This window comes from Streptomyces sp. NPDC051555 (genome assembly GCF_044454405.1).
Taxonomy (GTDB): Bacteria; Actinomycetota; Actinomycetes; order Streptomycetales; family Streptomycetaceae; genus Streptomyces.
The window spans coordinates 604,004-628,717 of sequence record NZ_JBITDP010000001.1; the positions used below are offsets into that span (position 1 = coordinate 604,004).

Below are 24,714 nucleotides of genomic sequence, written 5' to 3' on the forward strand. Positions count from 1 at the left end.
CGGGAGCGCGCGGCCGGTCAGGTCTTGCGCAGGGCGGGCGCCGGCACGCCGATGAGCCGCAGGCGTACGGCGTTCCAGGCGCGGGCCAGGGCCCGCGAGACCTCCTGGCTCCGGTCGCCCAGCACCCGCACCCAGGCACCGCTCTCCTGCGGCAGCACGCTGACACCGTGCGCCAGGCCGCTGTCCGCCAGCGCCGCGTGCAAGAGGTCGGCCACCTCGCGGGCGGGAGCCAGCGGGGTCAGGACGAAGAAGCCGGCCATCACCGCGTACCCGCCCAGGACGGCCGGTCCGCTCACTCCGCAGCCGGCCATCCCGCCGCCGCCCGGCTCCAGCCGTACGGTGTCCAGCGCGACCAGGTCCCCTTCGGGCCGCCGCACCTCCAGGTCGGAGGCGAAGACGGCGTACGCGTGCCGCTCCCCGCGCGCGAGCCGCCCCGCCAGCACGCTCTCGGAGACCAGCACGGTGGCCGAGGGGTCGGCGGTGATCACGGTGCGCTGGTAGAAGCGGGAGTCGACGTACGGGATCACCGGATCGGGCAGGTACTCGACGTACGCGTCGGCCCCGACGCTCAGGAAGGTCTGCGCGACGGCGTAGTCGTACTCCATCCGGTAGACCTTCGTCGCGGCCTGGGTGGTGACGTGCGCCGCCGTACCGGGGCCGAAGGAGAGGTCCTGGCGCAGCCGGTCCGCCTGGACGACGCCGCCGCCCGTGGACAGCAGGAAGGTCACCGGCAGGTCCGGGCGGTGCGGGTCGAAGTACAGCGGGCGCATGATCTGGAGCGGGGATTTCTGGTAGTGCCGCACCAGCTCGGTGCGAGCGCCGCGCCGCTCGAAACCCAGCTCCAACAGGCCCACCTTGCCGGGGCGGCCGACACCGAGGGTGTCGGGGACGGCCGCGTGGCGGCGCACTTCGGGCGGGACGCGCGGCGGCTCGTAGTGTGCGGGCTCCAGCCGCCCGGGGGACCGGGCGGGCGCCGCGCGGCGGACCTCGGGCGCGGGGCCGGTCCCCGCACCCGGGGTCGGCCCCGCATCCGGGGTCGGCCCCGGCACGACGGTCGGTGGGTCGGCCACGACGCTCACGCGGGCACCCGGCGGAAGGACTCGACGAAGGTCGCGATCTCCTCCAGGCCGTGTCCGGTCAGGCAGTTGGTCAGCACCACCGGGCGCCCCTCGCGGACGTGGTGGGCGTCGCGCTCCATCACGCCGAGGTCGGCGCGGACGTACTGGGCGATGTCGATCTTGTTGATGACCAGCAGATCGGATTCGGTGATGCCCGGCCCCCGCTTGCGGGGCATCTTCTCGCCCTCCGCGGTGTCCAGGACGAACAGGAACAGGTCCACCAGGACCGGGCTGAAGGTCAGCGTGAGGTTGTCCCCGCCCGACTCGTACAGGAGCGTGTCCACATCGGGGAAGCGCTCCAGCATTTCGGCGCCCGCGGCCAGGTTCATGGTCGGGTCGTCGCGCACCGCCGTGTGCGGACAGGCCCCGGTCTCCACGCCGACCACCCGCTCGGGGTCCAGTACCCCGGCCAGGGTGCGGCGCACGTGCTGGGCGTCCTCCTGGGTGTAGATGTCGTTGGTGATCACGGCGGGTCGGTGACCGCGTTCGATGAGCACCGGCACCAGCGCCTCGATCAGCGCGGTCTTGCCGGAGCCGACGGGGCCGCCGATGCCGACCCGCAGGACGTGGTCGTCTCTCATGTGTCGCTCTCGCCTTTCGCAGGGGGGACGGATCAGGTGGCGAACAGGCGGGCCTCGGCCCGCTCGTGCCGGGCCGACATCACATCGGCCAGGGGTACGCACCCGCCGAGGTCGGCGAGCTCGCGCCGCAGGGCCGCCCGCGCCACCTCTTCGATGACGGGGGCGGTGTCGCGGAGCACGACCTGGGCCCGGCGGTGGTCCGTGAGCCGCAGCCGCAGCGCGGCGCCGGTGAAGCTCGCCGAGAACGCGAACAGGTCGCTGACGACGGCCGCCCGCACCGGGACGCCCGCCGCGGCGTACGCGACCCCGGCGGCCACCGCCTGCGTGCCGGGCGCCCGTTTGGCGGCCACCAGCTCGGCGTAGCGCTCCAGGGCTTCGCCGCCGACACACTCGCGGGCGATGTCCAGCAACTGGCGCCCGGTCCGGGTGGCCGCGCGGCGCAACCCCTCGCCCAGCTTGGCCGCGCACAGTCTGCGGTCGATCTCGCCGAGCCCCGCCCAGTCACCGGCCGACGCGGCCCGGTGGGCCAGCGCCAGCGCGGTGGCGTCGGAGGGTCCCACCGAGTGCCGCAGCAGGTCGGCCAGCAGTCCCGGCACGCCCTGCGGGGTCACGGCCTTCGCCTGGGTGTAGCCCTCCAGGCCGTGCGAGAGCGTGTAGAAGCCGCTGGGGAAGGAGGAGTCGGTCAGCTGGAGGCTGACCAGGAGGGCCGCGGTGCCGATGCCCTCGTCGTCGGCTGCGGCTGCGGCGGCGGCGGGGTCGGCGTTCGCGCCCGGCAGTCCGCTCATGCCAGGAAGAACAGGTGGTTCAGCGGCAGTTCGCGGGCCGGCTCGATGGTGGCCGGGACCCCGTCCAGGCTGACCTTGTAGGTCTCCGGGTCGACGGTGATCTCCGGCAGCGCGTCGTTGTGGAGCATGTGCTGCTTGCCGACGGTCCGGCAGTGCCGCACCGGCAGCACCCTGCTGTCCAGGCCCAGCCGCTCCGGCACGCCGAGCGCGATCGCGGCCTGCGACATGAAGGAGACCCGGGTGCTCTGCTTCGCCTTGCCGTACGCCCCGAACATCGGCCGGTAGTACACCGGTTGCGGGGTCGGCAGCGAGGCGTTCGGGTCGCCCATCAGCGCCCAGTTGATCAGCCCGCCCTTGATGACCATCTTGGGCTTCGCCGCGAAGGAGTGGATCGGCCACAGCACGATGTCGGCGAGCTTGCCCGTCTCCAGCGAGCCGATGTACTCGGCGGTGCCGGTGGCGAGGGCCGGGTTGATGGTCATCTTGGCCAGGTAGCGCAGCACCCGGAAGTTGTCGTTGCGCTCGGTGTCCCCGGCCAGCTTGCCGCGCTGGTCCTTGCAGTGGTGCGCGGTCTGGAAGGCCCGCGTCCAGGACTCGCCGATCCGGCCCATGGCCTGGGAATCGGAGGAGAAGATCGAGATGACGCCCTCGTCGTGCAGGACGGTCTCGGCCGCGATCGTCTCGGCCCGCACGCGGGAGTCGGCGAAGGAGACGTCCTCGGGGATGTCGTGGGAGAGGTGGTGGCAGACCATCACCATGTCCAGCAGCTCGTCCACCGAGTTGACCGTGTAGGGCAGCGTCGGGTTGGTGGAGGAGGGCAGGACGTTGGGCTCGCCCGCGATCCGCATGATGTCGGGGGCGTGGCCGCCGCCCGCGCCCTCGGTGTGGAAGGTGTGGATGGTGCGGCCGTCGATGGCGGAGCGGGTGTCCTCGAAGAAGCCGGACTCGTTGAGGGTGTCGGTGTGCACGGCGACCTGGACGTCGTAGTCGTCGGCGACGTCGAGGGCCTTGCTGAGCGCGGCCGGGGTGGTGCCCCAGTCCTCGTGCACCTTCAGCCCGCAGACGCCCGCCTCGACCTGCTCGACCAGCGCCTCCGGTAGCGAGCCGTTGCCCTTGCCCAGCAGACCGACGTTGACCGGCATGTCCTCGACCGCCTGGTACATCCGGCCGATGTTCCAGGGACCGGGGGTGCAGGTGGTGCCGTTGGTGCCGTCGGAGGGACCGGTGCCGCCGCCGATGAGGGTGGTGATGCCGTTGGAGAGGCCGTGCTCGGCCTGCTGCGGGGCGATGAAGTGGATGTGGGTGTCGATCCCGCCCGCCGTGGCGATCAGGTGCTCGCCGGAGATCACCTCGGTGCCGGGCCCGATCACCAGCCGGGGGTGCACCCCGGACTGGGTGTGCGGGTTGCCCGCCTTGCCCAGGCCCGCGATCATCCCGTCCTTGACGCCGAGGTCCCCCTTGACCACGCCGAGGACCGCGTCCAGCACCACCACGTTGGTGATCACGAGGTCGAGGGCGCCCTGGAGGTTGGTGGCCTGCGGGTCCTGGGCCATGCCGTCGCGGATGCCCTTGCCGCCGCCGTAGACGGCCTCGTCGCCGTAGTGCCCCTCGTTGTGGTCCTTCTCGACCTCGACGACCAGATTGGTGTCGGCCAGGTGGAAGCGGTCGCCGACGGTCGGCCCGAACAGGTCGGTGTACTGCTTGCGGCTCAGGACGGCCATCAGTTCTCGCCCTTCTTGTGGCTCTTGTTCTTCTTCTTGCGACCGGCGTCGTGACTGCCGTCGTGACCGCCGTCGGCTCCGGCTCCGTCGGTTCCCGCCCCGTCCCCGTCCCCGTCGTGCGCGGGGCGCTCCGGTTCCTCGATCCGGGCGCCCAGGAAGCCGAGTTCGACCGCCCGGCGCAGCGCGCGGTTGCGGGTGTCGGTGGACCCGAGGCCCCCGTCGACCAGCGAGCTGAAGCCGATGAGGCGGCCGTGGCCGGCGAAGGCCGTCAGCTCCACCTCGCGGGTGTCGCCCGGCTCGAAGCGCACCGCGGTGCCCGCGGGCAGGTCCAGGTGCATGCCGTAGGCGGCGTTGCGGTCGAAGTCCAGGGCCCGGTTCGCCTCGAAGAAGTGGTAGTGCGAACCGACCTGGATCGCGCGGTCACCGGTGTTGGACACGGAGACCGTCGCCTTGCGGCGGCCTGCGTTGATCTCCACGGTGCCTTCGCCGTAGAGGTAGGTGGCGCCACCGGACATGGTGGGACTTCCCTTCAGTGGTGGTGGTGTGCGTGGCCGTGCGCGTGGTCGTGACCGCCGTCCGGGCCGTGCGCGTGCGCGTAGCCGTGGCCGTGTTCCGCGTCCAGCCCGGCGCCGGTGCCGTCGTCCCCGTGGGCCAGGCCGTGCAGGGCGTGCGCGACCCGGGACCGCAGGACCTCCTCGATCGCGGCCGCGCCGAGCAGTGGCCCGGTGTCGACGACGTCCGCGTCCCGTGCGGCCGGGGGCCCGCCGGTCACCTCGGTCGCGTCGCCCGGGGGGAGCGTGAACGCCGCACGGACGAGCGCGACGTGGCGGGCGCCGAGGCGGCGGCACCGGTCCACGCCCTCGGTGAGGTCCGGGTCGCCCCCGTCGAAGGCGACCTCGACCCAGCGGTGCGCGCCGTACTGCCGCACCAGCCGGGCCACCCGGAAGAGGTCGGCGTCCTCGAAGGGACCGGCGGCGGGCGCGGTGACCAGTACCGCGGAGGTCTGCGGAGCCGAGCGCACCGCCCGCTGCGCGGCCGTGCGCAGCCAGGCGGTGAGGTGGTCGGCGGTGGCGAAGGGCGGTGCCAGTACGAGTCGGCCCGGCTCCTCGGTGCGAGCGAGCCAGCGCAGCGCACGGGCGCAGTCGGCGATCAGCTTCGGGTCGCGGCCCAAGGTCATGGGGACCACGCACACCGGCCCGCTCGAGGCGGCGAGCGCTGCGGTGACCGCCTCGGCCAGCGGCCGTCCGGCCGGCACCGCGCCGAGGGAGGCGCCGCCCTCGTGCCCCGCGCCCAGGACCACCGCGGCGGGCGGGCTGCCGGCGGGGGCGGGCCGGGTCCGTTCGGTCGGCCCGGTCCGCTCGGCCGCGGCCGCGCTCACGCTCAGGCCCCGACGGGGTCGTGGCAGGAGACCAGCTTGGTGCCGTCGACGAAGGCGGCCTCGACCTGGAGCAGGGGCAGCATCTCCCGCACACCGGCCATCACGTCGCCCGCGGCGACGACCTGCTTGCCGAGTTCCATGCACTCCGCGACGGTCCTGCCGTCCCGGGCGCCCTCCAGGATGCCCTCGCTGATGAGGGCGCAGGCCTCGCTGTAGTTGAGCTTGACGCCCCGGTCGCGCCGCTTGCGCGCGAGGTCGGCGACGACGTAGATCCAGAGCTTGTCCATCTCACGGGGCGCGAGATTCATCGGTCACTCACTTTCGGGCGGGGGCGGTTCCGGTGGCGGCCGTGCTCGGGTGCCGCGACGCCGGAGGAGTTCAGGTGCGGCGCAGCCGGGGGATCGCCGGTACCGCGGCGACGAACACGAGCGCGGTCAGCACGAACGGCCAGGTGAAGGTGTGACCGCCGAAGGGCGCGAAGAAGGAGGTCATGGCGGCCGTCAGACCCGTCGCGGCGGCGGCGCCGAGCACGGCGTAGCCGAAGCTCCAGCTCCCGGCCACGAGGAACACCCCGCACAGGGCCATGGCCACGAGCACGCTGTTGTAGCCCATCAGACCCTCGGAGACGCCCTGGGCGGGCGAACCCATGCTCCAGGCGACGAAGAGGGCCACGGCGCTGCCGACGCAGGCCATCGCCCCGGCGAGCCGGCTCGCGACGGTGATCCCGGCGAGGAAGATCAGGCCCACGTACCACTGCGGCATGAAGAAGATCTGGCCCACATTGGCGAAGAAGCCGTGCCAGAGCTGCTCCCAGCCCAACGAGGTCGTGTCCGCGGCGGGCTCGGGCAGTGCGGCGAGGCCGGGGCCGGTGTGCCAGACGCGGGAGAAGCTGGGCGCCGCGACCGTCATGACGCTCGCCATGATGCAGAAGGGCATCGTGAAGGTGGGGATGTTCCAGGTGCCCAGAATGGTCGCGAGGGCCGAGGTGACGACGACGACCGTGACGCAGCCGCCGATGGCCAGCAGCACCGTCGAGAGGTGACGGGCGCCGAGGAACACGGCGAAGGACAGGGCGACGAGAGTGCCGTTGAATCCGCGCAGGCCGACCGAGACGAGGCTGCGGTCGATACCGAAGGCATAAGCGGTGGCGGTGCCGACCACGCTGCCGAGCAGGCCGTAGAGCGCGAATTCCCAGCCGGCCGCGGCCAGGGCGGCGAGGAAGAAGATGCCCGTGATCGCGTTGGGCATGAAATCGACCTGGGCGATGCCCCGTAATACTTCCTGAACAAAGCTCGCGGGTTGAGCGGGAGCTGGTGGAGCTGGTGGTGGGGGCTCGGTAAGCGAACCGTTCATGCATCGACCCTAGCCGTCGGGCGCGCCATTCCATTCGATCCGACCGGGTGTTGCCATGGATATTCGCGGTGACCCGGATTGCGGCAGCGGAAATATCGAGGGCGCCGCACATAGGGAATTCGTTAAATCTGCGCCGTGGAGGTTGCCCTTCGTGAGGCGTTCGTGCCCGTATCGAGCCCAGACCTTGATGTTCCGCCTGCCGTTGTCGCTTCGAGACGCATTCGCAACGCCTCCGACTCGTCCGAAAGGCCTGCCGGGGCGTCACATTCTCCAGTAGCGCACCGGAGAACGGCCAACGGAGGGGTACGGCATGAGACTTCGCGCGAGGCATTACACGAGAGCGGTCGCCGCGCTCGCGGCGGGCGGCCTGCTGCTGACCGGGTGCAGTGCGGCCGACCGCGCGAGCAGCCAGAGCAAGGGTGGTCAGAGCACGGGCGGCTCCGGAACCCGCAACGTCGCCCCCGACGGCGGGGGCCGGACGGCCGGCCAGGCGGAGGGAGAGAGCGACGGGGTCGAGCGGAGCGCCCCGCCGGCCGACTACCTCTCGACCTTCGCCCTGGACGTCGACACCGCGAGCTACGGCTTCGCCCGTCGCACGATCGGGTCGGGCCGGCTGCCCGACCCGAAGACCGTCCGGCCCGAGGAGTTCGTGAACAGCTTCCGCCAGGACTACCGGAGCCCGCAGGGCAACGGCTTCTCCGTCACCGCCGACGGCGCCCGGACCTCCGCCGACGGGTGGTCGCTGATGCGGGTCGGGCTCACCACCGCGGCCCCCGCCCCGGACTCCGTCCGCAAGCCGGCCGCGCTCACCTTCGTCGTCGACATCTCCGGTTCCATGGCCGAGCCGGGGCGCCTGGACCTGGTCCGCACCTCCATGGAGCTGATGACCGACCGGCTGCGCGACGACGACTCGATCGCGCTGGTGACCTTCAGCGACAAGGCGAAGACCCGGATCCCGATGACCCGGCTCGGCGGTCAGCGCACCCGCGTCCGCGAGGTCATCTCCGCGCTGCGGCCCGACAGTTCCACCAACGTCGAGGCCGGGGTGACCCGCGGCTACGACGAAGCGGTCAAGGGCCTGCGGGCGGAGGCCACCAACCGGGTCGTGGTCCTCTCGGACGGCCTCGCCAACTCCGGCGACACCTCGGCCGACGGGATCCTGGAGCGGGTCGCGAAGGCCCGCAAGGACAACGGCATCACCCTCTACGGCGTCGGGGTCGGCAGCGACTACGGCGACCAGCTGATGGAGACCCTCGCCGACCGCGGTGACGGGCACACCACCTACGTCTCCGACCCCGAGCAGGCACGGAAGGTCTTCTGCGACGACCTGCCCGCCCAGATAGACCTGCGGGCCCGCGACGCCAAGGCCCAGGTCGCCTTCGACCCGCGGACCGTGGAGAAGTTCCGACTGATCGGCTACGAGAACCGGCGCGTCGCCGACCAGGACTTCCGCAACGACGCGGTGGACGGCGGCGAGGTCGGCCCCGGCCACAGCGTCACCGCCCTGTACGCCGTCCGCACCCGTCCCGGGGCCGCCGGTCACGTGGCGACGGCCACCGTCCGCTGGCTCGACCCCACCACCCGGGCCCCGCACGAGGAATCGGCCGCCGTCGAGGTGGCCGCGCTGACGGCCCGGACGTGGACCGAGGCCGACGCCCGCTTCCAGGTCACCGCCGTGGCCGCGTACTTCGCCTCCGCACTGCGCGAGCGCGGGGGCGGCTGGGAGCCCGTACCCGGCGCGCTCCCGCTCGACGGGCTCGCCGAGCGGGCTTCGGGGGTGGCGGACATGACCCAGGACACGGACGTGCGCGGGCTCGCCGACACCGTCCGGCAGGCCGCGCGGCTCATGGGGTGACGGAGCGCACCGGCGAGGGGTGGCCGGAAACGACCGCCACTCGCTGTCCGGATGCCGCGCGCCATTCACCGGGACGACATCCGGGACTCCGGTAATGGGCTCAGTTGTCCATACAACTTGGAGCCTCCACGTGATCACCGCCCACACCCGGACCGTCGCCCTCGCCGCCGGTCTCGTCCTCTCCACCCTGGCCCTGACCGCCTGTGGCGCCGCCCCCGACAAGGCGGCCGCCACTGCCGGGAACGGCAAGAACCTGGCCACCGCGGCCTCCGTCGCCGACCTCGGCGGCATGGACGCCCTGATCGCCGCGGCGAAGAAGGAAGGCACCCTCAACGCCATCGCCATCCCGCGCGACTGGGCGAACTACGGTGCCCTGATCGACGGCTTCACCAAGAAGTACGGGATCCAGGTCAAGGTGGAGAACCCGGACGGTTCCAGCCAGGACGAGATCAACGCGGTGAAGTCCCGCAAGGGCCAGGACCGCGCCCCCGACGTCCTCGACCTGGGCGCCGCCTTCGCCCAGTCCGCGGCCGCCGAGAACCTCCTCGCCCCCTACAAGGTGGCCGCCTTCGACAAGATCCCCGAGGCCCAGCGCGACCCGCAGGGGCGCTGGGCCAACGACTACGGCGGCTACGTCTCCATCGGCTGCGACGCCAAGCGGGTCGCGGTCTGCCCGCAGACCTTCGCGGACCTCCTGAAGCCCGAGTACAAGGGCCAGGTCGCCCTCAACGGCAACCCCACCAAGTCCGGCTCCGCCTACGCCGGCGTCTTCGCCGCCTCGCTCGCCAGCGGTGGCTCCTTCGACGACATCCAGCCCGGCCTCGACTTCTTCGGCAAGCTCAAGAAGAACGGGAACTACAACCCCGTCGAGTCCACCCCCGCGACCGTCGAGAAGGGCGAGACGCCCATCAGCATCGACTGGGACTACCTGAACGCCGGCTACGCCGAGCAGTTCAAGCCCAAGGGCATCGACTGGAAGGTCGCCGTACCCGCCGACGGCCAGTTCGCCCAGTACTACTCCCAGGCCATCAACAAGGACGCCCCCCACCCGGCGGCCGCCCGACTGTGGCAGGAGTACCTCTACAGCGCCGAGGGCCAGAACCTGTGGCTGAAGGGCCACGCCCGCCCCGTGCTGATGCCCGTGATGGAGGCCGACGCCACCCTCGACAAGGCCGCTGCCGCCGCGCTGCCCCCGGTCACCGGCACCCCGAAGTTCCCGAGCCAGGAGCAGACCGCCAAGGCCAAGGAGATCCTGGCCGGCGGCTGGGCCAAGGCGATCGCCGGCTGACGCGCAGATGACCCCCCACGCATCGACCGCCGCCGAGCCGGGCACCGCGCCCGGCGCGGCGGCGGCCCCCGCCCCCGCGCGCCCGGCGCTGCCCGGGCAGCGCCCCGCGACCGCCCCCGGGGACCGGCTCCGGTCCCGGACCGGGCGCGGCCCGCGCCGCGGCCGCGGGGCCTGGCTCGCCGCCCTGCCGCTGCTCCTGCTGGTCGCCCTGGCCTTCGGCCTGCCGGCCCTGGCCATGGTCTTCGGCGCCTTCAGCGTCAAGGACCCGGTCGCCGGCACCACCGCGTACGGCATGGACAACCTCGCCCGCTCGGTCGACGGCGCCTACCGCACCGCCCTCATCGGCAGCGTGAAGCTGTCCGCGCTCACCGCCGCCGCGGGCGCCCTCCTCGGGCTCCTCGTCGCCCAGGCCGTCGTCAGCTCCCGCAGCCGCGTGCTGCGCGAGGCCGTGCTGACCGCCTCCGGGGTGCTCGCCAACTTCGGCGGTGTCCCCCTCGCCTTCGCCTTCGTCGCCACCCTCGGCAACGCGGGCGTCCTCACGACCGGCCTCGGCCTCGACGCCCACGGCTGGTCGCTGTACAGCTTCTGGGGCCTGTCGCTGACCTACCTCTACTTCCTGGTGCCGCTGATGGTGCTCACCGTGGCCCCCGCGCTGGAAGGGCTGCGCCCGCAATGGCGCGAGGCCGCCCAGGACTGCGGCGCCTCCACCTGGCGGTACTGGCGGCACATCGGGATCCCCGTCCTGCTGCCGACCCTGCTCGGCGGGTTCGTCCTCCTCTTCGGCAGCGCCTTCGCCGCCTACGCCACCGCCGCGTCGATGGTCGGCAGCTCCGTCCCCCTCGTCACCCTGCAGATCGCCGACGCGCTCTCCGGCAACGTGCTGATCGGCCAGGAGAACGTGGCGCTCGCGCTCAGCCTCGACATGGTGCTGGTCGCGCTGCTGGTGATGGCCGTCCACCTGCCCCTCCAGCGAAGGAGCGCCCGATGGCTCGCCTGACCCCGGCCGCCGCGGGGAGCGCCGCGCCGCGCACGCTCCGCCCCGGCCGCACGCTCGTCCTGCTGCTCGCCGCGACGTACTTCCTCGTGCCGCTGCTGTCCTCGGCGGTCTTCACCCTCGACATCCCGGGCCAGGGCTGGACCCTCTCCGCCTACACCCGGATCGTGCACGCCGACGGCTTCCTCGCCGCCCTGGGCCTCTCCGTCGGCCTGGCCGCGGCGACCGTGGCCCTGGTGCTGCTGGTCACCGTCCCGGCCGCCGTGGCCGTGCGGCTCGGGGCGCCCCGGTTGCGCGCCGTGCTGGAGGTCGTGTGCACCCTGCCGCTGGTGGTGCCGCCGGTCGCGCTGACCGCCGGCATCACCACGGTGCTGCGCTGGGGCCCGGAGCAACTCGCCGCGACCCCGCTCTACCAGACCTTCGTGGCCGTCCAGAACCCCTCCTTCCCGCTGGTCCTGGTCCTGGCCTACGCCGTGATGGCCCTGCCGTTCGTCTACCGCGCGCTCGACGCCGGACTGCGCGCGGTGGACGTGCGGACCCTCGTCGAGGCGGCCCGCGACCTCGGGGCGTCCTGGCCCCGGGCGCTGGTCCTCGCCGTACTGCCCAACCTGCGCGGCGCACTGCTGAACGCGTCCTTCCTCGCCCTGGCCCTGGTCCTGGGCGAGTTCACGGTCGCCCAGCTGCTCGGCTTCGAACCGTTCACCGTGTGGGTCGTCCAGGCCTCCGGATCCGATGCCCGACTGTCCGTCGCCGTCTCCCTGCTGAGCCTGTTGCTGACCTGGGCCCTGCTGCTCGTCCTGACGGTGGCCGGCCGCAAGCGCCACCACCGCACCGCCCGCCCGAAGGCCGTAGGAGTCACCCCCTGATGAACGCGACCACCGCGACCACCGCGCCGCACCCGACGGGCGCCCTGCCCGGCACCCGCACCGGAGCCAGCCTCGAACTGCGCGGCCTGCGGCGCGAGTTCGGCTCCGCCGTGGCCCTCGACGGGCTCGACCTGGACGTGGCCCCGGGCGAACTCCTGGCCCTGCTGGGCCCGTCGGGCTGCGGCAAGACCACCGCCCTGCGCGTGCTCGCCGGCTTCGAACGGCCCGACGCCGGGCAGGTCCTGCTCGACGGCAAGGACATCGCGGCGGTCCCGGCCAACCGCCGTGACACCGCCATGGTGTTCCAGTCGTACAGCCTCTTCCCGCACCTGAACGCCGCCGACAACGTCGGCTTCGGCCTGCGCATGCGCAGGGCGCCCGCCGCCGAACGGCGCACCCGCGCCGCCGAACTCCTGGAACTGGTCGGCCTGCCCGGCCACGGCGACCGCTACCCGCACCAGCTCTCCGGCGGCCAGCAGCAGCGCGTCGCCCTCGCCCGGGCGCTCGCCCTGCGGCCCCGGCTGCTCCTCCTCGACGAACCGCTCTCCGCCCTCGACGCCCAGGTGCGCGTCACCCTGCGCGAGGAGATCCGCCGCCTCCAGCTGGAGCTCGGCATCACCACCGTCTTCGTCACCCACGACCAGGAGGAGGCCCTCTCGATGGCCGACCGGGTCGCGGTCATGCGCGGCGGTCGCCTCGAACAGTGCGCCACCCCGACCGAGTTGTACGCCCGCCCCGCCACCGGATTCGTCGCCGACTTCATCGGCGCGATGAACCGGGTCCCCGCGCACGCCACCGCCGACGGGACCGTCGACGTGCTCGGCGTCCGGCTGCCCGTCGACGGCCCGGCGCCGGCCCCCGGCCCGGTCGAGGCGCTGCTGCGCCCCGAGGGCCTGGAGGTCACCGCCCAGGACGACGGCCCGGGCCGCGTTCTCGGCACCGCCTTCCACGGCCCGACCGTACGGGTGCGCATCGCGCTGACCGACACCGCGGGCCGGATGAGCGAGGTCAAGGCGGACGTCCCCACGCACGCGGCGGCCGCCCTGCTGCCGGGCGCGCGCGTCGCCGTACGGCCGCAGCCGCGTCCCGTGCTGCTCGCGCCCCAGGACGGACCGGCATGAGCCTGCAAGCGGTCCTCTTCGACATGGACGGCACCCTGGTCGACACCGAGGGCGTCTGGCTGGAGGTCGTCGAGGCCGCCGCCGTACGCCGAGGGCGCGCGCTGGACCCCGTACGCCGCACCGCGGTGACCGGGCGCTCCGTCGAGGACGCCGCCGCGCTGTTGGCGCGGCACCTGGACGCGGGGGAGGCGGAGCTCGCCGCCGAGCTGGGGCGGGGCTTCGCCGCGCGGCTCGCCGCCGGAACCGTCCCGCGCCCCGGCGCCCTGCGGCTGCTGGCCGCGCTGCGCGCCGAGTCCGTCCCCACCGCGCTGGTCTCCGCCTCGCCGCGGGCCGTGGTCGACCAGGTCGCGGGCACCCTGGACGGGCACCGCTTCGACGTCCTGTTCGGCGCGGAGGACACCGTACGCACCAAGCCCCGACCGGATCCGTACCTGGCGGCCGCGCTCGCGCTCGGCGCCGCACCCGAGCGCTGCGTCGCGGTGGAGGACAGCCCCACGGGCGTCGCCTCCGCCCTCGCCGCGGGCTGCCGGGTGCTCGGGGTCCCCTCCACCGAACCCCTCGCCCCCGCACCCGGGTTGACCCTGCTCGGCTCGCTCGTCGACGCGGACCCGGGCCTGCTGCGCGCGCTGTGCGCCTGAGCGGGCCGGGGCCCGGTGCCGTCGCGGTGCGCCCGGGCGGGCATGACAAGCTGGCACCGTGAACGAGGCAGCCCACAGGACCCCGTTGTACCTCCGCGTCGCCGCCGACCTGCGGACCGCCATCACGGCGGGCGAGTACGGATCCGGGGCCAGACTGCCCGCGGAGGACGAACTCGCCCGCCGGCACGGCGTGTCCCGGGGCACGGTCCGCCAGGCGCTCGCCGCGCTGCGCGCCGACGGGCTGGTCACCTCGCGCCGGGGCACCCGACGCGTGGTGTTGGCCGCACCGGGCGACGCGGGCTCCGCCGAACTGCGCAGCTTCACCCGGTGGGCGCGTTCGCTGGGCCGGGACCCGGGCGGGCGGACGGTCGCGGTCGAGCCGGTGGCGGCCGATGCCGAAGAGGCCGAACACCTGCGGATCGGCGTCGGGGAGCCCGTCTACCGGGTGCGGCGGCTGCGGACGCTGGCCGGGGCGCCGGTGATGGTCGAGCGCACCACCTATCCGCGGGCCGTCGGCGCCCTCGTCGCCGGCATGCCGCTGGACACCGTCTCGTACTCCGAGCAACTCGCCCTGCACGGAGTGCTGTTCATGGACGCCCACCACACCATCGACCTCGTGCCGGCCGACGCCGACGACGCGGAGCTGCTGGGCTGCCGGGCCGGGGAGGCGCTGCTGCGCGAGCGGCGGCGCTCCACCGACCCGGCGGGGACCCCGGTGGAGTGGTCGCAGGACCGCTACCTGCCGGGGACGGTGGCCTTCACGGTGCACACGACGGCGGCCAGCGCGCTCGGCCGCCGCCTCGGCTCCTGACCGGGGACCAGGTGAGTCCCGGCCGCCGCTCAGGGGGCGAGCAGGAGGGCGGCGAGCACCGGCCGGAAGTGGTCGAAGTCCGGCGTCGCGCGCCGCGGATCCTTCGCGAGGTCGTCCCAGCGGCGCACGGCGACCGCGTCGGCCGCCCCCGGCAGCGCCTCGAAGGCGCGCGCCTGTGGCGCGGTCATCGGTCCGCCCTGCATCCGCAGGGTGTGGACGGAGGCCTCGGAGAGCAGGGCGAAGTACCCCGGTTCGACGGTGCACAGGTAGCGCTTGGCGGCCACGTGCAGCCGCACCGGCTCGGTGACCTCCGGCCCGAACCACTGCCCGAGCCAGTCCGCCCCGGTGTGACTGTGCCGGTTGTCCTGGTGACCCTCCATCAGGTCGCGTCCCGTGACGGCCCCTTGGAAGTGTCCGACGTCGTGCAGCAGCGCGGCGGCGACCAACGCACCGGGCGCCCCGGCGGCCTCCGCGAGCGCGCCCGCCTGGAGCATGTGCCCGGCCTGGGTGACGTCCTCGCCCAGGTACTCGGCGCTGCCCTCGCCCGCGAAGAGCGCGGCGAGCGCGTCGAGGGGGGCATCGGCAGGTGGCCTCATCGGGCACCACCGCCGCGGCGCAGGACGGCGAGGGTGGAGGCGAGCCCGTCGAGATCGGCGTAGGCCCCCTGGAGGTGGCGCGCACCGGACTCGGCGAAGGCGGTACGGGCGTGCAGCAGCCGGGTGTTGTCGAAGACGACGCAGTCGCCGGGGGCGAGCCGGAAGTCCAGCCGCAGTTCCGGCCGCAGCAGGAGCGCCGCGAAGCTCCGGTAGGCGCGGTAGAAGGCGTCGAGGACCTCGGCCGGGTGGTGCAGGGTCGCGATCGAGCGGTTGTTGAAGCGGATCTCGCGGACGCGACCGAGGGCGTCGGTCTCGATCAGCGGTCGCTGGGCGCGCAGTGCGGTGTGCGCGTCGGCGAAGGCGAACTCGACGGGGGTGCTGGTGAGGACGGCGAAGGCGGCCGGGTCCTCGGCGCGCAGCAGGGCGGCGGCGTGGAACCCGTCGACCAGCCCCGAGTCCCCGCCGCTCGCGCTGTTGGCGAGGCAGTGCAGGAGCTGGAGGGTGGGCACCGGGTCGCGGTAGGGATTGTCGGTGTGCGGGGTGATGGACTCCGCGGTGAAGGCCAGGTTGTTGGGGTCCGGCTCGACGCGCACCTCGAAGAGCTCGCCGTAGTTCGTCTCGCGGACGTGGCCGAAGGTGCGGGCCACGTCGAGGACCTGCCGGTCGCGGCAGGGGACCCCGCGGAGCAGGACGAAGCCGAGCCGCTGGACGCGTTCCAGCGCCTCGGCCCGCACCGCGTCGTCCCCGGCGTAGGCGGCCCAGTCGGCCTCGGGGAGCCGCCCGCGCAGGTCCGCGGCGGCCCACAGCTCCTTGTCGGCCTCGGTCCGCCCGTCGCCGGGGCGCTCGGTGGCGGGTCCCGGGGCGTGCGCGTCCAACCAGGCCAGCGGGTAGAGCGAGCGGTGGCCGTCCGGTGCCCAGACGATCTCGTGGGCGGGCTCCCCGAGCGGGGTACGGGCCTTTTGGGCGGAGCCGACCGCGAGGTCGGCGGGGAGATCGGTGATCTGGAACAGCTTCTGGCCGTTGCGCGGATCGCGGCAGTCCGTGCAGGGGCAGTTGTCGCGCAGCCAGAGCGCGGGTGGGCGGGGGATCGTCGTTGCCGTCATCACGGCTCCCGTCGTCATGTACGTCGTCCGCGGGGCGTTGTCGCCCACGCGGGTCAAGTTGTCTGTACAACTTGACCCGCGGGCAGCGTGACAGCCGTGCATGACGACCAGGTGGCGACGCGGTGGACGGCTCGTCTCCCTGGAGGTCCCTCTACTGGGGCGCGATGACGACGGCCGTTCCGTAGGCGCAGACCTCGGTGCCCACGTCGGCGGCGTCCGTCACGTCGAACCTCATCATCAGCACCGCGTTCGCGCCGCGGGCCTGCGCCTGCTCGATGAGTCGCTCCATGGCCTGGTTGCGGGTCTGGACCAGGGTCTTGGTCAGGCCCTTGAGCTCGCCGCCGATCATCGACTTCAAGCCGGCGCCGATCTGGCTCCCCAGGTGCCGCGAGCGGACCGTGAGGCCGAAGACCTCGCCGATCACCTTCTGTACGCGGTAGCCCGGCACGTCGTTCGTCGTGACGACCAGGACCGCGGACTGCGCCCCGGTACCGCCGCCGTAATCATCGATTCCCATGCGGCCACTCTCCCGCCGCGGCGGGAGACCCGCATCCCGGGGCGGGCGGCGGGACGCCCCTACGAAGGCGGCTCGACCTGGCGCAGCCAGGTGGTCAGCAGGACTTCCAGGAGCTGCGCCTGCGCCGGGTCCAAGGCGTCGAGGAGAGCCCGTTCGCCCCGTACGTGCTCGGTGAAGGCCCGGTCGAACAGCTCCCGGCCCGCCGGGGTGAGCGCGACCACCCGGCCGCGCCCGTCGGCGGCCGAGCGGCGGCGCGTGACGAGGCCGTCGCGCTCCAGCCGGTCGATCCGCTTCGACATGGCGCCGGTCGTCACCATGGTGTGCGCGGCCAGCTCGCCGGGCGCGCGTTCGTACGGCGCACCCGCGCGGCGCAGCGCGGCCAGGACGTCGAACTCGCCCTCGCTCAGTCCGTAGCGCCGGAAGACGAGGCACAGGCGTTCGGTCAGCAGGGCGGCGAGCCGGTGGAGCCGGCCGATCACCGCCTGCGGCCCGACGTCCAGATCGGGGCGTTCGCGGGCCCACTCGGCCTGGATCCGGGCGATCCGGTCCGGCGGCGGGGACGTGGTCGCGGTCGCGGTCGCGGGGGCAGGGCCAGGGGCATGGGCGGCGGCGGGGTCCGCGGGATTCTCGTGCTGCACCCTCCCAAGATACCTTCCTCGGAAGGTAAAGTGACTTCCATGGAAGATACCTTGCGGTGGTCGTTGGTGACCGCGGTCGCACCGGTGGCCTGGGGCGCGAACTACTACGTCACCCAGGCGTTCCTGCCCGCGGGCCAACCGTTGTACGGCGCGGCGATCCGGGCCCTGCCCGCAGGCCTGCTGCTGCTCGCGGTCGCACGGGCGCTGCCGCGCGGATCCTGGTGGTGGAAGTCGCTGCTGCTCGGCACCCTCAACATGGGCGGTTTCTTCGCCCTGGTCTACCTCGCGGCCCAGCGCCTGCCCTCCAGCGTGGCCTCGACCGTGATGGCGGCGGCGCCCCTGGTGCTGATGCTGATCGCCTGGCCGCTCACCGCGGAGCGCCCCGCCCCGCGCCACCTGGCGGCGGCCGGCGTGGGCGTCGCCGGCGTCGCCCTGATGCTGCTCGGGGCGGACACGGCCGTCGACGCGCTGGGCGCGTGCGCCGCGGCGGCGGCGATGGTGATGTCCTGCCTCGGCTTCGTCCTCGCCAAGCGCTGGTACCAGGCGGACGGGGCGGCGGCGCCCGGGATACTCGCCTCCACCGCCTGGCAGCTCGTCGGCGGCGGCCTGCTCCTGCTGCCACTGGCCGTCGGCGTCGAGGGCGGGCCGCCCGCGGTGGACGGACCCGCCCTGCTCGGCTTCGGCTACACGGCCGTGCCGGCGACGGCGGTGGCCTTCGCGGCCTGGTTCGCGGGCATGCGCCGGCTGCCCGCCGCCACCGTCGGCCTCGTCGGACTGCTCAACCCGGTGACGGGCGTCCTGCTCGGCACGCTGGTCGCCGGGGAGAGCCTCGCCCCCCGGCAGCTGTGCGGGCTCCTGCTGGCCCTGGTCGGGATCCTGCTCGGGCGCCCGGCCCCGGGCCGGCCGCCGGTCAGCCGGTCGACAGCGCCGCCGCCGCAGCGCGCCGCCCGCGCTTGCCCAGCGGAGCCAGGGAGAGGTCCTGGGACTGGGACGTGATGTTCTTGAAGCCGTAGCCGCGCTCCGCCAGCCACGCCTCGGCGGCCAGCTCGGCCCGCGCACCCGCGTCCAGGATGTCCTCCTCCTTCTCGCCCGATTCCAGGAACCGGAAGGTGAAGAACGGCCGGGCGGCGATGTCGTAGGTCAGGTGGCCCTCGGCGGTGAACTCCGCCCGCAGCATGTCGTGCTCGGGCGCGCGGGCGACCAGCTCGGCGTGCTGCTCGGAGGTGAGCCCGTCGAAGGCGCCGCGGACGGTGATGCGGAAGGTGCGAGTGCTCATCCCTCGACTCTAGGGCGGGGCCCGCGGGGGTCGCACCACCTTTTCACCCGGCCGTCCGGCGCAGCACCAGGGTCAGGAAGCCGAAGCTGTCCCGATAGGTGCGCAGCCACTCCGAGCGGCGTTCGGCGGCCGTGGCCAGGGCCTGGGCGCTGTCCGGATCGTCCGGGTGGTCCAGCGCCCACTCGGCCAGCGTGCCCCAGAGGGTCCACTCGTAGTCGTCGAGCTCCCTGCGGGTGCTGACGTGCCCGAGCACCGGCGTCCAGCCCGCCGCGCCGATCAGGTCCAGGGTGGTCGCGAGGTCCTCGTACTCGCCGAGCACCTCGACGGCCTCCGGGGACGGCTCGCGGTCCCAGAAGGCGTCGCCGATCAGCACCCGCCCGCCGGGCGCCAGCCGCTCCGCCGCCGCGTCGAGGGTGGGCAGCAGGCCGCCGAAGGCGTGCGTGGAGCCGATGCTGAGGATCAGGTCGAAGGAGTGCGGCGCGGTGAAGTCCGCGGCCGGCTGCTGGTGCAGGACCAGCCGGTCCTGCACGCCGCGCTCCCGGGCCGCGGCGGAGGCCTGTTCCAGCGCCTCCGGCGATACGTCGACGCCGTCGGCCCGGATCCCCGGATGCGCCGCGAGCGCGCGCAGCAGCCACTCCGCCGGGCCGCAGCCCAGGTCGAGCAGGCGGGCGTCCTCACGGGCGACGCCGTGCTCCAGCAGGCGCCGCACCGACGCGTCGTCGAGCGGGGCCTTGATCGGGTGGTGGGCGTGGGCGATGCGGGAGATCATTTCGCGGTTCATGGCCGCACCCTCACACCCGACGGCCCCCTCCGCATCCGAATTAGCTCCGGTGGATCATGTGCACATGCATGAATCCATACCGCTGCACGGTGGCCTGGTACGGCTGGAGCCGATCGGCCCCGAGCACCGCGCGGGGCTGCTGGCCGCCGCGACCGAGGACCGTACGACCTTCCGGCACACCTACGTCCCGGTGGACCGGGCCGCGGTCGACCGCTACATCGACCGTGCGCTGTTGGACGGAGCGGCCGGACTGGCCGCCACCTACACGGTGCGGCGGGCCGGGGACGGCGAGATCGCCGGATCGACCCGCTTGCGCGAACTGGAGTACTGGCGCGCGGGCGTGTGGCCGCCGCGCCCGGGACACGTCGATCCCGACGGGATCCCCGACGCCGGTTCGATCGGTTCCACCTGGCCGGCGCCCTGGGCCCAGCGCACCGGCATCAACACCGAGTCCAAACTGCTGCTGCTCACCCTCGCCTTCGAGACCTGGAAGGTGCACCGGATCTCCCTGCAGGCCGACCGCCGCAACCTCCGCTCGCGCGCGGCGATCGAAGGGTTGGGCGCGACCTTCGAGGGAGTGCGCCGGGCCCATTTCCTCGGCGCCGACGGCAGCCCGCGCGACTCGGCGCAGTACTCGATCCTGCGGACCGACTGGCCCGGGGTCGCGAGCGGCTGCGCCGGCGGGCGAGCGGTGGCGCCGTGGTCGGGGGCGGTACGGCGGCTGCCGGCTGAGCCGCCGGTCCCGGGCCGTTGACCGGCCCCGACGCCCGGCCCCGCTGGCCCCACTGACCGCGGGGCCTCGCCGGCCGCGATCAGCGGGTGGCGGTGCGGTGCGCGCCGCGGTGCAGGGCCAGCGCCGCCAGGGCCTCGGGGGCGCCGGACTGGCCCCGGATGCCGGGGAAGGCGTTGATGTCGACGACCAGCGGTTCCCCGCCCCCCTCGGCGGCGATGACGTCCACCCCGTAGACGTCCAGCGCGAAGACCTCGCCGACCGCGCGGACCAGCTCGACCCAGCCCGGCGGCAGCTCGTCGAGGGGCAGCGGCAGGGTCGGGCCCCGCCCGCCGGGGGAGAGTTCGGAGCGGCGCAGCGCCGCGAAGACCCGGTCCCCGATCGCCCACAGCTTGTGGTCCCAGCCGTCGTTGGGCGCGAACTCCTGCACCACGACCGGTTCCGCCGGCCACTGGTCGGCCAGCGCGGCCAGCCGCGCCCCGTCGTCGACCCGGGCGACCAGATCGCCCCGGCGGCTGTGGTGGCTCTTGACCACGACGGGTCCCGCGAGCGGCGGACCCGAGGCCAGTTCCGCGAGGGTGGCGTAGGCCCGGGTGGCGGCGAAGGGCAGACCCGCCCCACGGGCCAGCCCGGCCATCACCGTACGGTCCTGGCACAGCTCGGTGGCCGCCGCCGAGTTGATCACCGGCGCCCCGAGTGCCTCGGCCTCGCGGGCGAGGGCGAGGGCCCGCGGAGTGCGGGACTTGAGCAGGTAGACGTCGGCGGGCGGCCCCGGCAGCCGCGTCGCGACGCCCGGGTCCAGGGCCTCGACCCGGTGCTCGGGGGCGAGCAGGGCGGTGGCCCCGGCCAGCAGGGGATGTCCGGGCTCGGGGGTGATCAGGCCGATCCTCACAGCGCCTCGCCGGCCGTGGCGGTCAGGGGCGCCGTCGACGCGGCCGCCTGCGCCGGGATCACGGGTCGTGGTCCGGCGCCCGCGGAGCCCGCCGCGCCGGCCCGGGCCAGCTCCAGCACGGCCCGGGCCACCCGGGCCGCGGCGTCCGGCACCTGGCGGAAGCTCGGGAAGTCGTTCACGTCGACCACCACCGGCCCGTCCGGACCGAGGATCACGTCGACCCCGTACAGGTCCAGCCCGTACACCGCGCCCACCTGCCCGGCTATCGCGGCCACTTCGGCGGAGAGCGGCACGCGTCTCTCCCGTACCGCGTGGTCGGGGTGCAGGGGCGAGCGGCGCTCGGTCGCGTACAGCTCGCCGCGGACGCTGTACACCTTGATGTCGGTGCCCGCGTTGGGCACGTACGGCTGCGCGATCAGCATGCCCTCGCCCGCGAGTTCCGGCAGCATCGCGGCCAGCCGGTCCGGCGAGGACACCAGGTACACGGCCCGGCCCGAGCTGCCGTCGGCGGGCTTGACCACCAGCGGGTACTCCGCGTCCGGTATCTCCAACAGGAGTTCGGGCCGGGCCACCGCGTACGTCGCCGGCAGCGGCAGCCCGCGGCTGGCGCCCAAGGCCGCGGCGAGGGCCTTGTCCCGGACGCCCCGGATCGCGCGGGCGTCGTTCACCGTGGTCATCCCGGCCCCGGCGGCGGCTTCGAGCAGGGTGAGCCCGGGGCCGCCGGACACGGTCTTGAGCACCCACGCGTCGTGGGTGCCCGTGCGTACCGTCTCGGTCATGCGCAGGAGGGAACCACCGGACCGCACCACGTCCACGTGGTGGCCCCACGAGGTCAGCTGCCCGATCACCTCGTTCGGCATGCCGTCATGGCGGTACTGCTCCTCCACCAGAAAGCAGAGCCTCATCGACCTTCCCTGTCTGCCCGGACATCGACCGGTCCGGCCCGGCGAGTTGTGACGTCATAGGATGTCATGAACCGCCACGAGCCCGGCATCGGTGGGCTGTTCCCGGCTCCCGGGGGGTGTGGATCCCGTCCCGGTAAGGGGCCCCGCATCCCGGTTCGTCCGCCAAGACGCGCCGTGCGGAGCGGAGTTGGCCGGATCGGCAAACCCTTGGGAATGAAGTGGTCTGGACCCTTGACCGGCTGTTGGTCCAGACCAATCATGAGGCGTCCGCCCATTCGCTCGCTCACGCCCCACCGGGAGCAACGATGAGACGCCCCAGGTCCCTGCGCGCCTTACTGGCCGCCCTCTGCACGCTCACCGCCTCCGCCGGCCTCGTCCTCGCGGCCGACTCGGCGGCGCACGCCGCCGCGACCCCGCTGCCGGCGCACGTCTTCGCCCCCTACTTCGAGGCGTACTCCAACGACAGCCCCGCCGACCTCGCCCAGAAGTCCGGCGCGAAGTACCTCACCATGGCGTTCGTCCAGACCGAGGCCAAAGGATCGTGCACCCCCTACTGGAACGGTTCGACCGGCCAGCCGATCTCCGCCTCCGTCTTCGGCTCCGACTTCGCCACCATCCGCTCGCGCGGCGGTGACGTCATCCCGTCCTTCGGCGGGTACGCCGCCGACAACGGCGGCACCGAGATCGCCGACAGCTGCACCAACGTGGACTCGATCGCGGCCGCCTACGAAAAGGTGATCACCACCTACGACATGGTGCGCCTCGACATGGACATCGAGGACAACTCGCTGACCAACAAGGCCGGCATCGACCGTCGCAACCAGGCCATCAAGAAGGTCCAGGACTGGGCCGCGGCGAGCGGCCGTCCGCTCCAGGTCTCCTACACCCTGCCCACCACCACCAGTGGTCTCGCGAGCAGCGGGCTGGCCGTCCTCAAGAGCGCGAAGACCGCGGGCGCGCAGGTCGACGTCGTGAACCTGATGACCTTCGACTACTACGACAACGCGAGCCACGACATGGCGGCCGACACCCGGACCGCCGCCACCGGCCTCTACAACCAGCTCGCCACCCTCTACCCGACCAAGACCCCCGCCCAGCTCTGGGGGATGATCGGCGTCACCGAGATGCCCGGCATCGACGACTTCGGGGCCGCCGAGACCTTCACCACCGCCGACGCGACCGCCGTCTACAACTGGGCCGTCGGCAAGGGCATCAACACGCTCTCCTTCTGGGCCCTCCAGCGCGACAACGGCGGCTGCCCCGGCACCGGCGGCTCCGACACCTGCTCGGGCATCGTCCAGGACCCCTGGTCCTTCACCCACACCTTCGCGCCCTTCACCGGCGGCGGCGGACCGGTGGCGGACGACTTCTCCCTCGCCGTCGCCCCCGGCTCGGCGTCGGTCGCCCCCGGCGGCACGGCCACGGCCACGGTGAGCACGGCCGTCACCTCCGGCAACGCCAAGACACTCACCCTGACCGCGACCGGGGCCCCGGCCGGAGTCAGCGCCACGCTCGCCCCCGGCTCGGTCACGGCGGGCGGCTCCGCGCAGCTCACCGTCACCGCCGCGGCCTCGGCCGCGCCGGGCACGTACCCGATCACCGTCACCGGGACGGCGGGTCAGCTCGGCCACTCCACGACCTTCACCCTCACGGTCTCCGGCCCGGGCGGCGGCAGCGGAGCCCTGGTCAACGGCGGGTTCGAGAGCGGCGCGCTCGCTCCGTGGACCTGCGAGAGCGGGGGCGCGGTGGTGGCGACCCCGGCGCACGGGGGCTCGTACGCCCTGAGGACGGCGCCGACCACCGGTCGGACGGGGGAGTGCGTGCAGACCCTCACGCTGACCCCGAACACCACGTACACGCTGAGCGGATGGGTCCAGGGCAGCTACGCCTACCTGGGCGTGCGCGGTGGGGCCGGCGCCAGTACGTGGACCAGCTCCGCGGCCTGGACCAAGCTGTCGGTCCCCTTCACCACCGGGGCCTCCGGCACGGTCACGGTGTTCCTGCACGGCTGGTACGGCCAAGGGGCCGTCTACGGGGACGATCTCGCGGTCGGCTGAACGGACCGGCGCACGGCGGCCGCGCTCACCGGGGTGACCGGGGGGCGCGGCCGCCGCTGCGCGCGCCGGACCGGTCCGCTCGGGCGCCCCGGCCCAGGGCATGCTGATCACCATGACGAGCGAACGTGACGTACGGATCCTGCGGGCCGCCGACCGGACGGCCGAGGCCTGGAAGAACGGCGGGGGAGTCACCCGGCAGATCGCGGCCGGGGCCCCCGGCCCCGGCGACTTCGGGTGGCGGGTCAGCCTCGCGGAGGTGGCCGCCGACGGCCCCTTCTCGGCGTTCCCCGGAATCGACCGGACGCTCACCGTCGTCGAGGGGGTCGGGATGGACCTCACCGTGGACGGGGTGCGCCGGGCGGTGGACGAATGCTTCGCGCCGCAGCGTTTCCCGGGGGACGTGGCCACCGACTGCCGGCTGCTCGCCGGACCCGTCGTGAACTTCAACGTCATGTACCGCAGGGCCACCACGCGGGCGGAGGTCGCCGTCGTGCGCGGCGACCTCGCCCTGAGCTGCCCGACCGGGGTCCGCGACGTACTGCTCGTGGTGGCGCTGGAGGGGGCCGCGACCCTCGCCGGCCCGCACCTCGACCGGGTCCGGCTGGGAACGTACGACGCCCTGCTCGCGACGGGTGGCGAGCAGGGCGTCCTGCACCTGAGCGCGGAAGGCCGCGCGGCGGTGGTCCGGTTCGCACCGGTGGGGTAGGGCG

27 protein-coding genes are annotated in these 24,714 nt (G+C 73.7%); 11 read left to right on the forward strand and 16 right to left on the reverse strand.

Features of this window, described 5'->3' with window-relative positions; genetic code table 11:
* Positions 1 to 17: 17 nt before the first annotated feature.
* From ACIBEA_RS02535 to ACIBEA_RS02570, 8 genes are all read right to left on the reverse strand, one after another.
* Positions 18 to 950 carry an urease accessory protein UreD gene (locus ACIBEA_RS02535; protein WP_399257907.1) on the reverse strand — a complete coding sequence of 311 codons (933 nt, stop codon included), beginning with the start codon at positions 948 to 950 and terminating at the stop codon, positions 18 to 20.
* A 125-nt stretch (positions 951 to 1,075) separates the two neighbouring features.
* The gene (gene ureG / locus ACIBEA_RS02540) at positions 1,076 to 1,699 is read right to left on the reverse strand and encodes an urease accessory protein UreG (protein ID WP_385784049.1); all 624 of its coding nucleotides are present in this window, start codon (positions 1,697 to 1,699) and stop codon (positions 1,076 to 1,078) included.
* Positions 1,700 to 1,731: 32 nt separating this feature from the next.
* Positions 1,732 to 2,484 carry an urease accessory protein UreF gene (locus tag ACIBEA_RS02545; RefSeq protein WP_399257085.1) on the reverse strand — a complete coding sequence of 251 codons (753 nt, stop codon included), beginning with the start codon at positions 2,482 to 2,484 and terminating at the stop codon, positions 1,732 to 1,734.
* Positions 2,481 to 4,205: an urease subunit alpha gene (gene ureC, locus ACIBEA_RS02550; protein ID WP_399257088.1), complete on the reverse strand. Its 1,725-nt coding sequence runs from the start codon at positions 4,203 to 4,205 to the stop codon at positions 2,481 to 2,483. The genes ACIBEA_RS02545 and ureC overlap by 4 nt, the downstream gene beginning before the upstream one ends.
* Entirely contained in the window at positions 4,205 to 4,720 is a 516-nt protein-coding gene (locus tag ACIBEA_RS02555; RefSeq protein ID WP_399257090.1) for an urease subunit beta, read from the reverse strand. Before ACIBEA_RS02555 ends, ureC begins: the two co-directional genes overlap by 1 nt.
* A 14-nt stretch (positions 4,721 to 4,734) precedes the next feature.
* Entirely contained in the window at positions 4,735 to 5,583 is an 849-nt protein-coding gene (locus ACIBEA_RS02560) for a sirohydrochlorin chelatase (RefSeq protein WP_399257092.1), read from the reverse strand.
* 2 nt (positions 5,584 to 5,585) lie between these two features.
* Positions 5,586 to 5,891 carry an urease subunit gamma gene (locus ACIBEA_RS02565; RefSeq protein ID WP_399257094.1) on the reverse strand — a complete coding sequence of 102 codons (306 nt, stop codon included), beginning with the start codon at positions 5,889 to 5,891 and terminating at the stop codon, positions 5,586 to 5,588.
* Positions 5,892 to 5,961: 70 nt separating this feature from the next.
* Complete coding sequence (locus tag ACIBEA_RS02570; RefSeq protein WP_399257096.1) at positions 5,962 to 6,936, reverse strand: urea transporter; 975 nt, start codon at positions 6,934 to 6,936, stop codon at positions 5,962 to 5,964.
* 310 nt (positions 6,937 to 7,246) lie between these two features.
* Between ACIBEA_RS02570 and ACIBEA_RS02575 the strand changes: the two genes are divergently transcribed.
* From ACIBEA_RS02575 to ACIBEA_RS02605, 7 genes are all read left to right on the forward strand, one after another.
* Complete coding sequence (locus ACIBEA_RS02575) at positions 7,247 to 8,791, forward strand: von Willebrand factor type A domain-containing protein (RefSeq protein WP_399257098.1); 1,545 nt, start codon at positions 7,247 to 7,249, stop codon at positions 8,789 to 8,791.
* Positions 8,792 to 8,921: 130 nt separating this feature from the next.
* Entirely contained in the window at positions 8,922 to 10,079 is a 1,158-nt protein-coding gene (locus tag ACIBEA_RS02580; RefSeq protein WP_399257100.1) for an ABC transporter substrate-binding protein, read from the forward strand.
* A 7-nt stretch (positions 10,080 to 10,086) separates the two neighbouring features.
* Positions 10,087 to 11,076, forward strand: coding sequence for an ABC transporter permease (locus ACIBEA_RS02585; protein WP_399257102.1), 990 nt, complete (start codon positions 10,087 to 10,089; stop codon positions 11,074 to 11,076).
* Complete coding sequence (locus tag ACIBEA_RS02590; protein WP_399257104.1) at positions 11,064 to 11,939, forward strand: ABC transporter permease; 876 nt, start codon at positions 11,064 to 11,066, stop codon at positions 11,937 to 11,939. Before ACIBEA_RS02585 ends, ACIBEA_RS02590 begins: the two co-directional genes overlap by 13 nt.
* Complete coding sequence (locus ACIBEA_RS02595; RefSeq protein WP_399257106.1) at positions 11,939 to 13,060, forward strand: ABC transporter ATP-binding protein; 1,122 nt, start codon at positions 11,939 to 11,941, stop codon at positions 13,058 to 13,060. The genes ACIBEA_RS02590 and ACIBEA_RS02595 overlap by 1 nt, the downstream gene beginning before the upstream one ends.
* Entirely contained in the window at positions 13,057 to 13,698 is a 642-nt protein-coding gene (locus ACIBEA_RS02600) for an HAD family hydrolase (protein WP_399257108.1), read from the forward strand. The genes ACIBEA_RS02595 and ACIBEA_RS02600 overlap by 4 nt, the downstream gene beginning before the upstream one ends.
* 58 nt (positions 13,699 to 13,756) lie before the next feature.
* Positions 13,757 to 14,509, forward strand: a complete 753-nt coding sequence (locus ACIBEA_RS02605) for a GntR family transcriptional regulator (protein WP_399257110.1) — start codon at positions 13,757 to 13,759, stop codon at positions 14,507 to 14,509.
* A 29-nt stretch (positions 14,510 to 14,538) separates the two neighbouring features.
* Here the strand turns inward: ACIBEA_RS02605 and ACIBEA_RS02610 are convergent, their stop codons facing one another.
* The 4 genes from ACIBEA_RS02610 to ACIBEA_RS02625 form a co-directional block, all read right to left on the reverse strand.
* Positions 14,539 to 15,105, reverse strand: a complete 567-nt coding sequence (locus ACIBEA_RS02610; RefSeq protein WP_399257112.1) for a phosphonate degradation HD-domain oxygenase — start codon at positions 15,103 to 15,105, stop codon at positions 14,539 to 14,541.
* Positions 15,102 to 16,256, reverse strand: a complete 1,155-nt coding sequence (locus ACIBEA_RS02615) for a TauD/TfdA family dioxygenase (RefSeq protein ID WP_399257114.1) — start codon at positions 16,254 to 16,256, stop codon at positions 15,102 to 15,104. Before ACIBEA_RS02615 ends, ACIBEA_RS02610 begins: the two co-directional genes overlap by 4 nt.
* Positions 16,257 to 16,359: 103 nt before the next feature.
* Complete coding sequence (locus ACIBEA_RS02620) at positions 16,360 to 16,725, reverse strand: YbjQ family protein (protein WP_385772570.1); 366 nt, start codon at positions 16,723 to 16,725, stop codon at positions 16,360 to 16,362.
* Between the two features lie 59 nt (positions 16,726 to 16,784).
* Positions 16,785 to 17,267: a MarR family winged helix-turn-helix transcriptional regulator gene (locus ACIBEA_RS02625; RefSeq protein WP_399257909.1), complete on the reverse strand. Its 483-nt coding sequence runs from the start codon at positions 17,265 to 17,267 to the stop codon at positions 16,785 to 16,787.
* A 135-nt stretch (positions 17,268 to 17,402) separates the two neighbouring features.
* Between ACIBEA_RS02625 and ACIBEA_RS02630 the strand changes: the two genes are divergently transcribed.
* Positions 17,403 to 18,359: a DMT family transporter gene (locus ACIBEA_RS02630; RefSeq protein ID WP_399257116.1), complete on the forward strand. Its 957-nt coding sequence runs from the start codon at positions 17,403 to 17,405 to the stop codon at positions 18,357 to 18,359.
* On the opposite strand, the gene ACIBEA_RS02635 is transcribed toward ACIBEA_RS02630, so the two are convergent.
* Together ACIBEA_RS02635 and ACIBEA_RS02640 are read right to left on the reverse strand one after the other, a co-directional pair.
* Complete coding sequence (locus ACIBEA_RS02635) at positions 18,274 to 18,639, reverse strand: DUF6204 family protein (protein ID WP_399257118.1); 366 nt, start codon at positions 18,637 to 18,639, stop codon at positions 18,274 to 18,276. The genes ACIBEA_RS02630 and ACIBEA_RS02635 overlap by 86 nt on opposite strands.
* A gap of 43 nt (positions 18,640 to 18,682) precedes the next feature.
* The gene (locus ACIBEA_RS02640) at positions 18,683 to 19,420 is read right to left on the reverse strand and encodes an SAM-dependent methyltransferase (protein ID WP_399257120.1); all 738 of its coding nucleotides are present in this window, start codon (positions 19,418 to 19,420) and stop codon (positions 18,683 to 18,685) included.
* Between the two features lie 64 nt (positions 19,421 to 19,484).
* Between ACIBEA_RS02640 and ACIBEA_RS02645 the strand changes: the two genes are divergently transcribed.
* A complete protein-coding gene (locus tag ACIBEA_RS02645) occupies positions 19,485 to 20,174 on the forward strand; it encodes a GNAT family N-acetyltransferase (RefSeq protein ID WP_399257122.1) in 690 nt (229 codons plus the stop codon).
* A 58-nt stretch (positions 20,175 to 20,232) separates the two neighbouring features.
* Here ACIBEA_RS02645 and ACIBEA_RS02650 read toward each other — a convergent pair whose 3' ends face one another.
* The gene (locus ACIBEA_RS02650; protein ID WP_399257124.1) at positions 20,233 to 21,042 is read right to left on the reverse strand and encodes a RimK family alpha-L-glutamate ligase; all 810 of its coding nucleotides are present in this window, start codon (positions 21,040 to 21,042) and stop codon (positions 20,233 to 20,235) included.
* On the reverse strand, positions 21,039 to 21,947 hold the full coding sequence (locus ACIBEA_RS02655) for a RimK family alpha-L-glutamate ligase (protein ID WP_399257126.1): 909 nt from the start codon (positions 21,945 to 21,947) through the stop codon (positions 21,039 to 21,041). Before ACIBEA_RS02655 ends, ACIBEA_RS02650 begins: the two co-directional genes overlap by 4 nt.
* 305 nt (positions 21,948 to 22,252) lie before the next feature.
* On the opposite strand from ACIBEA_RS02655, the gene ACIBEA_RS02660 reads away from it, so the two are divergent.
* Together ACIBEA_RS02660 and ACIBEA_RS02665 are read left to right on the forward strand one after the other, a co-directional pair.
* On the forward strand, positions 22,253 to 24,004 hold the full coding sequence (locus ACIBEA_RS02660) for a carbohydrate binding domain-containing protein (protein WP_399257128.1): 1,752 nt from the start codon (positions 22,253 to 22,255) through the stop codon (positions 24,002 to 24,004).
* A gap of 112 nt (positions 24,005 to 24,116) precedes the next feature.
* Complete coding sequence (locus ACIBEA_RS02665) at positions 24,117 to 24,710, forward strand: HutD family protein (protein WP_399257130.1); 594 nt, start codon at positions 24,117 to 24,119, stop codon at positions 24,708 to 24,710.
* Positions 24,711 to 24,714: the final 4 nt, after the last annotated feature.

Coding starts and splice junctions, on each gene's coding strand:
- ACIBEA_RS02575 (WP_399257098.1), top strand. CDS start 7,247: ATGAGACTTCGCGCGAGGCATTACACGAGAGCGGTCGCCGCGCTCGCG.
- ACIBEA_RS02635 (WP_399257118.1), bottom strand. CDS start 18,639: ATGAGCACTCGCACCTTCCGCATCACCGTCCGCGGCGCCTTCGACGGG.
- ACIBEA_RS02565 (WP_399257094.1), bottom strand. CDS start 5,891: ATGAATCTCGCGCCCCGTGAGATGGACAAGCTCTGGATCTACGTCGTC.
- ACIBEA_RS02620 (WP_385772570.1), bottom strand. CDS start 16,725: ATGGGAATCGATGATTACGGCGGCGGTACCGGGGCGCAGTCCGCGGTC.
- ACIBEA_RS02660 (WP_399257128.1), top strand. CDS start 22,253: ATGAGACGCCCCAGGTCCCTGCGCGCCTTACTGGCCGCCCTCTGCACG.
- ACIBEA_RS02570 (WP_399257096.1), bottom strand. CDS start 6,936: ATGAACGGTTCGCTTACCGAGCCCCCACCACCAGCTCCACCAGCTCCC.
- ACIBEA_RS02545 (WP_399257085.1), bottom strand. CDS start 2,484: ATGAGCGGACTGCCGGGCGCGAACGCCGACCCCGCCGCCGCCGCAGCC.
- ACIBEA_RS02600 (WP_399257108.1), top strand. CDS start 13,057: ATGAGCCTGCAAGCGGTCCTCTTCGACATGGACGGCACCCTGGTCGAC.
- ACIBEA_RS02610 (WP_399257112.1), bottom strand. CDS start 15,105: ATGAGGCCACCTGCCGATGCCCCCCTCGACGCGCTCGCCGCGCTCTTC.
- ACIBEA_RS02645 (WP_399257122.1), top strand. CDS start 19,485: ATGCATGAATCCATACCGCTGCACGGTGGCCTGGTACGGCTGGAGCCG.
- ureG (WP_385784049.1), bottom strand. CDS start 1,699: ATGAGAGACGACCACGTCCTGCGGGTCGGCATCGGCGGCCCCGTCGGC.
- ACIBEA_RS02630 (WP_399257116.1), top strand. CDS start 17,403: ATGGAAGATACCTTGCGGTGGTCGTTGGTGACCGCGGTCGCACCGGTG.
- ureC (WP_399257088.1), bottom strand. CDS start 4,205: ATGGCCGTCCTGAGCCGCAAGCAGTACACCGACCTGTTCGGGCCGACC.
- ACIBEA_RS02555 (WP_399257090.1), bottom strand. CDS start 4,720: ATGTCCGGTGGCGCCACCTACCTCTACGGCGAAGGCACCGTGGAGATC.
- ACIBEA_RS02590 (WP_399257104.1), top strand. CDS start 11,064: ATGGCTCGCCTGACCCCGGCCGCCGCGGGGAGCGCCGCGCCGCGCACG.
- ACIBEA_RS02640 (WP_399257120.1), bottom strand. CDS start 19,420: ATGAACCGCGAAATGATCTCCCGCATCGCCCACGCCCACCACCCGATC.
- ACIBEA_RS02595 (WP_399257106.1), top strand. CDS start 11,939: ATGAACGCGACCACCGCGACCACCGCGCCGCACCCGACGGGCGCCCTG.
- ACIBEA_RS02655 (WP_399257126.1), bottom strand. CDS start 21,947: ATGAGGCTCTGCTTTCTGGTGGAGGAGCAGTACCGCCATGACGGCATG.
- ACIBEA_RS02665 (WP_399257130.1), top strand. CDS start 24,117: ATGACGAGCGAACGTGACGTACGGATCCTGCGGGCCGCCGACCGGACG.
- ACIBEA_RS02585 (WP_399257102.1), top strand. CDS start 10,087: ATGACCCCCCACGCATCGACCGCCGCCGAGCCGGGCACCGCGCCCGGC.